The following is a 12051-nucleotide window of genomic DNA, read 5'->3' on the forward strand; positions in this document are numbered from 1 at the left end:
AATGTTATTTCTGCGCTGCAAAATTCAAGGCACTACCAGCCTTAAACCATGCGATTTGCGTATCATTATAGGTATGTTCTACCTCGAAGCTATCCTCAGAACCATCCTTGTGCTTAAGGGTGACGGTAAGGTGACTGCCTGGTGCAAACTCCTTAAGACCAGTCAAAGAGATACGGTCGTCTTCCTGTACCTTATTATAATCATCCTTATTGCAGAAAGTAAGCGCAAGCATACCCTGCTTTTTCAGATTGGTCTCGTGGATACGGGCGAAACTCTTGGCGAGAATCACCTTCACATTGAGGAATCGAGGTTCCATCGCTGCATGTTCACGAGAAGAACCCTCACCATAGTTGTCTTCTGCCACTACGATGCTGCTGATATTCTGCGCTTTATAAGCCTTGGCAGCAGTAGAAACCTCCACGTATTTGCCATCCAACTGGTTTTTCACCTTGTTGCTCTCACCATTGAAAGCATTCACGGCACCCATCAGGAGGTTGTCGGAGATATTCTGCAGATGACCACGGAACTTCAACCAAGGACCTGCCATAGAGATATGGTCTGTTGTACACTTACCCTCTGTCTTGATCAGCAGCGGCATGTCAATCAGATCCTTCCCATCCCAGGCTGCAAACGGAGCGAGTTTCTGAAGTCGGTTGCTATCCGGAGCAATCACCACCTCAACGTTGGCATTTTCTTCGCTCGGTGCGATAAAGCCCTTATCTTCTACGGCAAATCCCTTAGGAGGGAAAGTAAAACCGGTAGGAGCATCGAGCATCACGCTGTTGCCATTCTTATCTAATAAGGTATCCGTAGCAGGATTAAAGTCGAGACGCCCGGCGATGGTAAGTGCCACCGTCAATTCAGGGCTACCGATAAAGGCGTAAGTATTAGGGTTGCCATCAGCACGACGGCGGAAGTTTCTATTGAAAGAAGTAACGATGGCATTCTTGCGCGTATTGTCATCCGTATGGCGCTTCCACTGTCCGATACATGGACCACAGGCATTGGTCATGATCAGTGCACCGATCTTCTTGAAATCATCGAGGATACCGTCACGCTCAGCGGTATAGCGTATCTGTTCAGAACCCGGGTTGATAATCAACTGACCTTTCACCTGAATACCCTTCTCGTAAGCCTGACGAGCCACACTGGCAGCACGGGCGAGATCCTGGTAAGAAGAGTTGGTACAACTGCCCACCAATCCCACTTCAACCACCATCGGATAGTCATTGGCAGGACCTTTCGCCTTCATGTGAGAGATAGGAGTAGGCGCATCTGGCGTAAACGGACCATTGAGATGAGGTTCCACCTTAGAGAGGTCGATTTCCACAATCTGATCATAGAAAGCAGACGGATTGGCAAGCACCTCATCATCAGCACGGAGTTCAGCCGCATTCTGCTGGGCAAGAGAAGCAATCTCCTCTCTACCTGTCTTACGGAGATACTCATCCGCATTTCCATCGAATGGGAAGATAGAACAGGTAGCACCCAGTTCTGCACCCATATTACAGATCGTAGCCTTACCTGTCGTAGAAATACTGTCAAGACCATCACCGAAGTATTCGAGAATAGCATTAGTACCACCCTTTACGGTAAGAATACCGAGAATTTCGAGGATCACATCCTTAGGAGTAGCCCAGCCCGAAAGTTTACCAGTAAGATGAACACCGATGAGACGAGGCATCTTGAGTTCCCAAGGCTGACCGGTAAGAACATCTACCGCATCAGCACCACCAACACCAACTGCCACCATTCCGAGTCCACCGGCATTAGGCGTGTGCGAATCAGTACCCACCATCATACCACCAGGGAAGGCATAGTTTTCGAGTACCACCTGATGGATGATACCAGCACCCGGACCCCAAAAACCGATATGGTATTTCTGAGAAACAGATTTCAAGAAGTCATAAACCTCCTTATTGGTCTTGCAAGCCTCAGGAAGGTCTTGTGCAACACCCACATCCGCACGAATCAAGTGATCACAATGAACAGAGGCAGGTACGGCCACTTTGTCCTTACCCGCATTCATGAACTGAAGAAGAGCCATCTGAGCCGTTGCATCCTGCATTGCCACACGATTAGGTCGGAAATCAACATATTCCACACCTCTTTTATAAGGGCGCAATTGTGTGGGGTCGAAAAGGTGAGCAAAAAGCACCTTCTCGGCATAAGTAAGAGGTCGTTTTACCGTAGCTTTAGCCTGAGCTACACTTTCAGAATACGAAGCATAGAAGCTTCTCAGCATGTCAATGTCCAGTATCATCTTATTCACTATTTAAATTAAACTATGCAATTTATTCACTATTTGAACTAAACTATTTGCAAAAATACGAAATATTTTTCATATCGTAGCATTTTTCTTGAATTATTTATCATTTTGCCAGTAATTTTTGATTTTTTATATGAATTTGTTGCATAATTATGCTAAATATGCCGGAAAAAGGGATCGTAAAAGAAAAAAGGCGAAAGAGACAAGAACCATAAAAATGTCGCAAAATGGTGACAAAAGTGTGTATTTTAGGAATTGAGGCAATTTTTTCACATTTTCTTAACAAGAATACGGAAAAAATTATATAAATTTGCAGCATATTTGAAAATGGAGGTTAAAATCGACAGAAATTTTAGCCCCAAAACATTATTAACTAATTATTTATAAGGTATGCAAAAAAAATTGCATTTACTCTTTGCCTTGCTGATTTTCTTTGTATCACAGGCAATGGCTCAGATTACCACATCAAGTCTGAGTGGTAAGATTACTGCCAACAATGAGGACGTCATTGGTGCTACCATCAAAGTAACCCACGAGCCTTCCGGTACTGTTTATGGAGCAACCACCAATGCCAATGGCCGTTACTCTATCCAGGGTTTGCAACCTGGTGGTCCTTACAAAGTGGAAGTTTCCTACATCGGTTACTCTTCTAAGGTTTTGAAGGGTGTAAACTTGCCTTTGGGACAAAACACCGTATTGGATGAAACGCTCAAAGAGAATGCCGAGTTGCTCGAAGAAGTTGTTGTATCTGCTTCCCGCAACAACAACATGCGTACAGACCGCGCTGGTGCTACTACCAGTATCAACGCCGGACAGATTGAGAGCATCCCTACCGTGAGCCGTAGCATGAACGACATCTTGAAGTTGACTCCACAGGGAGCCCACATTGGCAATGGTTTTGCTGTGGGTGGTGGTAATTACCGCCAGAGTTACGTGACTGTCGATGGTGCTGCATTCAACAATGCTTTCGGGCTCGGCGGCAACCTTCCTGGTAACGGTTCACCTATCTCTTTGGATGCATTGGATCAGGTATCCGTATCTTCCTCTCCATACGATGTACGTCTGAGCGGATTTACAGGAGGTGCCATCAGTGCTGTTACCAAGCGAGGTACCAATCAATTTAAGGGTACAGCCTATATGTACACCACCAACTCTCATCTCCGTGGCGACAAGGTTTCCGACTACCAGTTGAACCGTCTCCAGTCTCACTCTACCACATGGGGAGCCAGTTTGGGAGGTCCTATCATTAAGGACAAACTCTTCTTCTTTGCGAATGGTGAGTATCAGGCAAACATCTCTGCCGGTCCTTCAGGTACTGCCCGAATGAGTGCTACCGACGCTTGGAAGCCAAACTCAGGTACCGTACACCGTCCTTTGCAGAGCGACATGGAGAATATGCTCCAGTTCCTCCAGAGCAAGTATGGTTACAACCCAGGTCGCTACCAGGGTTATTCTCTCGACACACCTTCTTACAAGTTCCTGGCTCGTTTAGACTGGAATATCAACAAGTTTAACAAGGTGAACCTCCGCTTCTCCAGAAGCCATGACAAGGATTCCAACAGTCCTTCCAGTTCTACCACTCCATTCAAGGATACAGAGATTTATCCTGGTGGAACAACTGATGGCATCACTATGACAAACGGAAAGTCACAGTCTGGCCGTACAGCCAACTCAGGTCTTTATTTCGAAAGTGCCCGTTACTATCAGGAAAAGAACTTTACCTCTGTAGCAGGTGAATGGAACTCTAAATGGGGTGGATGGAACAACACCCTTCGCTTGACATACTCTTATCAAGATGAGCCTCGTACCTATCTGGGAGGTATTTTCCCAACAGTGGATATTCTGAAGGATGGTGCATACTACATGGGCTTGGGTCCAGACCCATTCACAGAGGGTAACCTCCGTCAGGTGAAGACATTCGTGGCTACCGATGAAGCAACATGGGCAGTAGGCATCCAGAATTTCATCGCCGGTGTGCAGTATGAGACCAACGAGGCTACCAATGGATTCGGTGCCGCTTCAGCAGGTTACTATGTATATTCTTCTCCAGAAGACTTCATGGCAGGTGGAAAGCCAGCTGCATACGGTATCACCTTCCCTATGGATGGCAGCGACCAGTTCTTGGCTAAGATGAAATACAACCAGTTCTCTGCTTACGTTCAGGACCAGATCAATTTCTCTGACCGTTTCCGCCTCACCGCAGGTTTGCGTTTCGAGTTGCCTATCTATCCTGAGTTGAAGAACAACTACAATGCAGCTTTCGGTGCTTTGAAGTACAGAGCCAACGATGGCAAGTATTATAGCTACAATACAGACCAGTTGCCAGACGCAAATATAACCGTTTCCCCTCGTGTAGGTTTCAATTGGGATATTCTTGGCGACCAAAAGCTCGTGCTCCGTGGTGGTACAGGTTACTTCGTAGGTCGTTTGCCATTCGTATGGCTCGTATCTGCAGTGGGTAATGCCGGTTGTGGTCAATACACCTATTATTATAATAAGACCAACGAAGCAGCATACGGTCAGCCTAATTTCCATGTAAACCGTGCTGACCAGTTGAAGGACCTCACGATTCCTGCAAGTCGTGAGAACGCAGCAGCTCCTTCTACTCCTACCATCATCGACAAGGATTTGAAGATGAATGCAACATGGAAGAGTTCTTTGGCTATTGACGCGAAGTTGCCTGGCGGTATTGATTTCTCTGTAGAAGGTATCTACAGCCGTGAATTCAACCCAGCAATTGTAACCAACCTGAACTACTCTTGGGATGGAGAATCAACCATCACTTTGGCTCCTGGTGATACCCGCCGCTACTACACAGCCAGCGGAAATGGTAACAATCCTTACATGATTACCAATGCAGGTCATAAGGCATATTACTACTCTATCACCACATCGCTTGCCAAGAGATTTGACTTCGGTCTTAATATTTCTGCATCCTATACCCATTCAAGAGCCCGCTCTTACGGTGACGGTATAGGCGACCAGGTTTCTTCTGCATACTACAACAACCGTTATTCTATCAACGGCAATAATGATAAGGAAACTGGTTTGGGTACATACGTAGCTCCTCATCGTGTGATCGTTTCTGCTTCTTACAAGAAAGACTACGCTAAGCACTTCGGTACAGAGGTAGGTCTTATCTATGAAGGTATGAACTTGGGATATGCTGGTATTTATAATAGCGCACGCTACTCTTACGTTCTATCTTCAAACGTAGTAAACGACTATGGTTCAAACGGCTTGTTGTACGTTCCTGCTTCACGTCGCGACCTCGACGACTGGAACTTTGCAGATGTAAAGGATAAAAATGGTAACGTGACCTACAGTGCAGATGACCAGCGTGATGATTTCTGGGCTTACATCAACCAGGATTCTTACCTGAAGGATCGCAAGGGCAGATATACAGAGCGTGGTGGCGCTATCATGCCATGGCACCATCAGTTGGATTTCAAGTTCAACCAGAACTTCTACCTCAAGGTAGCCGGTCAGAAGAACACCCTGCAGTTTGGTGTTGATATCAAGAACCTGGCTAACCTGCTCCACAGCAGTTGGGGTCTCTACAAGAGCGTAAACAACACGCAGTTGTTGAAGTACGACTCAAAGACAAAAGCATTCAACTTCCAGAAGAATGGAAAGAACATCTTGGACAAGACTTATACCAATAAGACAAGTTTCAGTTCTACCTATTCTATCCAGTTCTCTGTAAGATACATATTCAACTAATACAAAAAAGAGGGTGTGTTATAGATTATGACACACCCTCTTTTTCGTTTCTTCATATTCTTTTCATCAGTTTTTTTCATCGGATAACGCAGAGTTATCGGAACATTCTTGCTCCACGGATTACTCACGGATTTTCACGGATTTGGCCTTACGGCCATTGGCTAATGCCGTAGCATTCCAGCTTTAGGGGAAACCCATGATATAAGCCTAATATACTCTCGGGCCAAAGATTGTAGTTCCGACGCGAGCCATCGTAGAGCCATGCTGGACAGCCAACTGGTAGTCGTGGCTCATTCCCCAGCTTCGCTCGCAGAAAGCAGGACAGTCAGCGAAGTACTTAGCCTTCACCTCATCAAAGAAACGAGCAGCCGTATCAAACTCGCTGGCAATCTGATGCTGGTCATCGACATGAGATGCCATCATCATCAGACCACAAATCTGCACGTTCTTCATCTCTTTCCACTCACCTTCCTCCAAGAGTTGACGGCAGGCATCGAGCGTTAAGCCATACTTGGTTTCTTCCGCAGCGATATGCAGTTCAAGCAACACCTTTATCACCCGATCGTGCTTGGCAGCCTGCTTGTTGATTTCCTTCAGCAGTTTCAGGCTATCCACAGCCTCAATCATAGCGATGTAAGGAGCAATGTACTTCACCTTATTGGTTTGAAGATGACCGATGAAATGCCACTCAATATCCTTAGGCAGCGACTCCACCTTACGAGCCAGTTCCTGTTCATGGCTTTCACCAAAGACACGCTGTCCCTCTTCATAAGCAGCCTCGATATATTCGTTGGGATGAAACTTGCTGATGGCAACGAGGCGAACACCTTCAGGCAAGTGTCCGAGAACTTCCCGGAGATTTCCCTTTACGTCATATTCCATTTACTTATTCTCCTGTTCGTATTCAGGAACATCATTCTTCTCCTCTTTTTTCTCAGAAGCAGCCTGATGTTCAAAGACATCCATGATAGGAGTCTCGTTGATACCGATTGTATCGTAATCAATCATCGTCTTGCCCATCACCTCATCGATGTATCTCAAGGCACGAGCAAGCGACTTAGCCTGTACGAGGTAAACCACGTTGGTACGCTTTTCCTTATCACTCTTATCATCAATGGTGATAAACTGGAGTTTGGCTCTATACCATTTGTCATCATCATCCACATCGCTGAAGAAAATCTCACCGAAGGCAGACTTGGTGATGCCGGAAACGTGGAATTCACCGCTCACATAGACAGACATCTCATCGATGATACTGCTCTCAGCCTCTGTAAAACTCAACGCATCCACTACATAAGTTTCAGATACCACTTTCTCGGTACCATCTTCCTGAGTCTTCTGATATTTTACCTTGGTAGTAAACCAAGTACCTGTTCTTGATCTCATAATATACCTTAACTATTTATATAACATTATAAATCCCGTTAATACGGAAAAAACAATGCAAAGTTATAAAAAAGAAAACAAATAAGCAAGATTCATAAGCGTTTTTTATGAAAAAACTAAAAATCTTTAGCTATCTTTCTCCATTTTCGCCGAAATTGATTACCTTTGCATCCAAATGTAGAAATGCCAACATCATCCGATGGAAGATAAGGCGAATTTCACATATCAAAAGTTCATAAAAGAAAGAAATAAGATGCCTGAAATTTCAGTACGCGGTATCGAAATGCCAGAGTCACCAATCAGAAAGTTGGCTCCTTTGGCTGCCGCAGCAAAAAAACGTGGGGTTAAGGTGTATCACCTCAACATCGGTCAGCCTGACCTTCCTACACCTCAATGCGGTCTGGATGCATTGAAGCACATAGACCGTACCATCCTGGAATATTCTCCAAGCCAGGGTTACCTGAGCTATAGAGAGAAGTTAGTGGATTACTACAAGAAATTCAATATCAACGTAACTGCCGATGATATCATCATTACATCGGGAGGTTCTGAGGCTGTGCTCTTCTCATTCATGAGCTGCCTGAACCCTGGCGACGAGATTATCGTGCCAGAACCAGCTTACGCCAACTATATGGCATTTGCCATCTCTGCGGGTGCCAAGATTCGCACCATCGCCACCACCATCGAGGAAGGTTTCTCCTTGCCTAAGGTGGAGAAGTTTGAGGAACTCATCAATGAGCGCACCCGTGCCATTCTGATTTGCAACCCAAACAACCCAACCGGTTACCTCTATACCCGACGTGAGATGAACCAGATTCGCGACCTCGTAAAGAAGTATGATCTCTATCTCTTCTCTGATGAGGTTTACCGCGAATACATCTATACCGGTAGTCCTTACATCAGTGCCATGCACTTGGAGGGTATCGAACAGAATACCGTGCTCATCGACTCCGTATCCAAGCGTTACAGCGAGTGTGGTATCCGTGTTGGTGCCTTGATTACCAAGAATGCAGAGATTCGCAAGGCCGTGATGAAATTCTGTCAGGCCCGTCTCTCTCCTCCACTGATTGGTCAGATTGTGGCAGAAGCATCTCTTGATGCACCAGAGGAGTATTATCGCGATGTCTATGATGAGTACGTAGAGCGCCGTAAGTGCCTGATTGATGGACTCAACCGCATTCCTGGTGTCTATTCTCCTATCCCAATGGGAGCCTTCTATACCGTAGCCAAGTTGCCTATCGATGATTCTGACAAGTTCTGTCGCTGGTGTCTTGAGGAATTTGAATACGAGGGCGAGACCGTGATGATGGCCCCAGCCTCTGGTTTCTATACCACTCCGGGAGCAGGTCGCAATCAGGTACGTATGGCTTATGTGCTGAAGAAGCACGACTTGGAGCGTGCTCTCCTCGTCTTGGCAAAAGCTTTGGAGGCTTATCCAGGAAGAGTAGAAGATGAAGGACTTTAAGAAAGTGAAGAATGAAGAGTGAAGTGTGAAGAATTCAATAGCTTTACTAATCATAAAATTCAAAGTACAAAATATAAAAGTACAAAATATAGATGAATTTTCCTCTATTTATAGCAAAGAGATTATATAGTGAACAGGGCGACAAACGTAAAGTTTCTCGCCCTGCTATTCATATTGCCACAGCTGGTGTTGCCATCGGGTTGGCTGTGATGATTGTCTCTGTATGTGTGGTATTAGGCTTCAAACATACCATCCGCGACAAGGTGATCGGTTTCGGCAGCCATATCCAGGTGGCTGACTTCATGACCCTTCAGCAGATGAACCAATACCCTGTGGTGATGGACGACCCGATGATGACAGTCCTCAAGAAGGCACCGGGCGTGAAACACATACAGCGATTTGCCATGAAAGAGGGTATTCTGAAAACTGACAATGACTTCTTAGGCGTTGGATTCAAAGGTGTAGGACCGGAATTCGACTCTACGTTCATTCACCAGAACATGGTGGAAGGAAGCATTCCTAAGTTTGATGACAAAGCAAGCCACAACCAGATTCTCGTCTCCCAGTTGATGGCAGATAAGTTGGGACTGAAGACCGGACAGCGCATCTTCGCCTATTTCATCGACAATAACGGCGTGAGAACCAGACGGTTTACCATCTCAGGCATTTATCAGACCAATCTGAAGAAGTTTGACGAAATCATGGTCTATACTGACCTCTATACTGCCGTGAAACTCAACGGATGGGAAGAAGACCAGGCAAGTGGCGCCGAGATTACCGTCAAAGACTTCAACCAGTTACAGACAACAGAAGACTACTATGTGAAGAACGTCAACCGCACCGTGGACCGTTATGGAGAAACCTACAGTAGCGGAACCATCAAGGATCTGAACCCACAGATATTCCAGTGGCTCGACCTGATGGATCTGAATGTATGGGTAATCTTAGGTCTGATGTTAGCCGTAGCAGGTGTCACAATGATCAGTGGATTGCTGATTATCATCTTAGAGCGCACTTCCATGATAGGCGTGATGAAGGCATTGGGCGCCCGCAACAAAACGATCCGCCATACCTTCCTCTGGTTTGCCGTGTTTATCATCAGCAAGGGCCTTGTTTTCGGAAACCTAATAGCATTGTCTATTTTGGCCATCCAGAAACATACCGGACTCATCAAGTTGGATGCCCAGACCTACTATGTCAGTACGGTACCAGTGGAATTCAACTGGCTGTTCATCGTAGCACTCAATGCCGCTACCCTCCTGATCTGCGTCTTCATGCTGGTAGCTCCAAGCTATTTGATTTCCCATATCCATCCAGCCAAGAGCATGAGATATGAGTAAGAAAAAACATCAGATATTCCATAATTACTCTCATTTGCTTGTATTATTTATTAAAATGAGGGCAATTATGGAATAAAACTACACTTTTTTTATCCGTTTTGGAAATTTGTGCACATTTTTTTTTGTACTGTGCAGAAATTATGGTATCTTTGCACAAAATTTTGATAATTGTGCAATGAATGCAATACCTAGTTTTAACTCGTACATAGAGAAGAGCATCATCAAGAATTGGCAATTGGACGCACTGACTGATTACAAGGGCACTACATTACAATATCATGATGTTGCAAGAAAGATAGAGAAGCTCCACATCCTGTTTGAGAACAGCGGTGTGAAGAAAGGCGACAAAATAGCCGTCTGCGGTAGAAACAGCAGTCAGTGGGCAGCAGCTTTCCTGGCGATTGTTACCTACGGCGCAGTAGTCGTACCTATTCAAAACGAATTTAAACCAGAGCAGATTCACAATATCGTCAATCACAGCGAGAGTAAGTTGCTTTTCGTAGGCGATGTTGTAGCAACGGAGATCAATACAGATGAGATGCCTTCTCTTGAAGGTGTCATCTACCTACCCGATTTCTCGCTCGTCCTTTCACGTTCAGAGAAACTGACCTATGCCCGCGAGAATCTCAATGCCATTTTTGGTCATAAATATCCGAAGTATTTCCGTCCTGAGCACGTGAAATACCACGTAGATGAGCCAGAGGAATTGGCGATGATCAACTATACCAGCGGTACTACTGGCTTTTCGAAGGGTGTGATGATTCCTTATCGTGCACTCTGGGGCAACCTGGACTATATGTTGAAGTCCATTGCACCAAGACTCAGCAAAAACTGCAACTTTCTGGTATCACTGCCAATGGCACACATGTACGGACTGATGGCAGACGTTATCTTCAGCATGGTAGAAGGTCATCATATTTATTTCCTTACCCGTGTGCCAAGTCCTACCCTCATCGCAGAGGCTTTCAAGGAAGTGAAGCCGGAGATCATCTTCGCCGTACCATTGGTGATTGACAAGATTATCAGAAAGCACATATTCCCATTGATACAGACCAACCGTGTGAGATTGCTGATGAATATGCCAGTAATCAACAAGCGCATCAAGGAGAAAATCCGCGATTTTGTATTGTCTGAGTTTGGTGGCAAAGCTTGTCAGGTGGTCGTGGGCGGAGCACCGCTCAATAAGGAAATTGAGAGTTTCCTCACCAACATCGGCTTCCCTATCGCCATGGCTTACGGAACCACCGAGACCGCTCCATTCATCACCTTTGCCAATGCAGAAGAATATGTGCCGGGCAGTTGTGGTGTGAGCGTGAACCACCTGGATGTAAAGGTACTCAGCAAAGATCCGCAAAATGTACCGGGCGAACTGGTATGCAAGGGAATCTGTGTGATGCAGGGATACTACAAGAACCAGGAGGCAACAGATGCTGTAATCGACCAGGACGAATGGTTTCATACCGGCGACCTTGCCACGATGAGCGAGGACGGACATTTCTACGTTAAGGGCCGCAGCAAGAACATGCTTTTAGGTCCTAACGGACAGAACATTTATCCAGAAGAGATAGAGGACAAACTCAACTCGATGGCAATGGTGAACGAAAGCATCGTGCTCCAGAAGGGAGACAAACTTGTAGGTCTTGTACATCCAGACATGGACGAAGCCAACACGTTGGGATTCACCCAGGAAGATTTAGAGAACATTATGGAACAGAACCGCAAGGAACTGAACGAACAAATACCAACATTTGCCAAGTTGTCGCGCATTCAGTTGCACGACCAGGAATTCGAGAAAACAGCAAAGAAATCAATTAAACGATATCTATACCAGGATGCTATCTAATCCCTTTGCGAAAGGAGCCACGGAG

7 protein-coding genes are annotated in these 12051 nt (G+C 45.6%); 4 read left to right on the forward strand and 3 right to left on the reverse strand.

Annotated features, from left to right (window positions below; all coding sequences use genetic code 11):
* Positions 1 to 4 precede the first annotated feature (4 nt).
* On the reverse strand, positions 5 to 2263 hold the full coding sequence (locus DW917_RS02840) for an aconitate hydratase (protein ID WP_118116306.1): 2259 nt from the start codon (positions 2261 to 2263) through the stop codon (positions 5 to 7).
* 396 nt (positions 2264 to 2659) lie between these two features.
* Here DW917_RS02840 and DW917_RS02845 point away from each other — a divergent pair, with 396 nt between their 5' ends.
* A complete protein-coding gene (locus DW917_RS02845) occupies positions 2660 to 5992 on the forward strand; it encodes a TonB-dependent receptor domain-containing protein (RefSeq protein ID WP_118116308.1) in 3333 nt (1110 codons plus the stop codon).
* 207 nt (positions 5993 to 6199) lie between these two features.
* On the opposite strand, the gene DW917_RS02850 is transcribed toward DW917_RS02845, so the two are convergent.
* A complete protein-coding gene (locus DW917_RS02850; RefSeq protein ID WP_118116310.1) occupies positions 6200 to 6874 on the reverse strand; it encodes a YggS family pyridoxal phosphate-dependent enzyme in 675 nt (224 codons plus the stop codon).
* On the reverse strand, positions 6875 to 7378 hold the full coding sequence (locus DW917_RS02855; RefSeq protein WP_118116312.1) for a DUF4494 domain-containing protein: 504 nt from the start codon (positions 7376 to 7378) through the stop codon (positions 6875 to 6877).
* A gap of 253 nt (positions 7379 to 7631) precedes the next feature.
* On the opposite strand from DW917_RS02855, the gene DW917_RS02860 reads away from it, so the two are divergent.
* The 3 genes from DW917_RS02860 (at position 7632) to DW917_RS02870 (ending at position 12026) form a co-directional block, all read left to right on the forward strand.
* Positions 7632 to 8843 carry a pyridoxal phosphate-dependent aminotransferase gene (locus tag DW917_RS02860; protein WP_022110017.1) on the forward strand — a complete coding sequence of 404 codons (1212 nt, stop codon included), beginning with the start codon at positions 7632 to 7634 and terminating at the stop codon, positions 8841 to 8843.
* Positions 8844 to 8935: 92 nt separating this feature from the next.
* Positions 8936 to 10183, forward strand: a complete 1248-nt coding sequence (locus DW917_RS02865) for an FtsX-like permease family protein (RefSeq protein ID WP_118116314.1) — start codon at positions 8936 to 8938, stop codon at positions 10181 to 10183.
* 175 nt (positions 10184 to 10358) lie between these two features.
* Positions 10359 to 12026, forward strand: a complete 1668-nt coding sequence (locus DW917_RS02870; protein ID WP_118116317.1) for an AMP-binding protein — start codon at positions 10359 to 10361, stop codon at positions 12024 to 12026.
* Positions 12027 to 12051: the final 25 nt, after the last annotated feature.

This window comes from Prevotella sp. AM42-24 (assembly GCF_003461825.1).
GTDB classification, from domain to species: domain Bacteria; phylum Bacteroidota; class Bacteroidia; order Bacteroidales; family Bacteroidaceae; genus Prevotella; species Prevotella hominis.

What these genes read in the sequence shown, in the direction of transcription:
- DW917_RS02850 (WP_118116310.1), bottom strand. Translation starts at nt 6,874, where the DNA reads ATGGAATATGACGTAAAGGGAAATCTCCGGGAAGTTCTCGGACACTTG.
- DW917_RS02855 (WP_118116312.1), bottom strand. Translation starts at nt 7,378, where the DNA reads ATGAGATCAAGAACAGGTACTTGGTTTACTACCAAGGTAAAATATCAG.
- DW917_RS02865 (WP_118116314.1), top strand. Translation starts at nt 8,936, where the DNA reads ATGAATTTTCCTCTATTTATAGCAAAGAGATTATATAGTGAACAGGGC.
- DW917_RS02840 (WP_118116306.1), bottom strand. Translation starts at nt 2,263, where the DNA reads ATGATACTGGACATTGACATGCTGAGAAGCTTCTATGCTTCGTATTCT.
- DW917_RS02860 (WP_022110017.1), top strand. Translation starts at nt 7,632, where the DNA reads ATGCCTGAAATTTCAGTACGCGGTATCGAAATGCCAGAGTCACCAATC.
- DW917_RS02845 (WP_118116308.1), top strand. Translation starts at nt 2,660, where the DNA reads ATGCAAAAAAAATTGCATTTACTCTTTGCCTTGCTGATTTTCTTTGTA.
- DW917_RS02870 (WP_118116317.1), top strand. Translation starts at nt 10,359, where the DNA reads ATGAATGCAATACCTAGTTTTAACTCGTACATAGAGAAGAGCATCATC.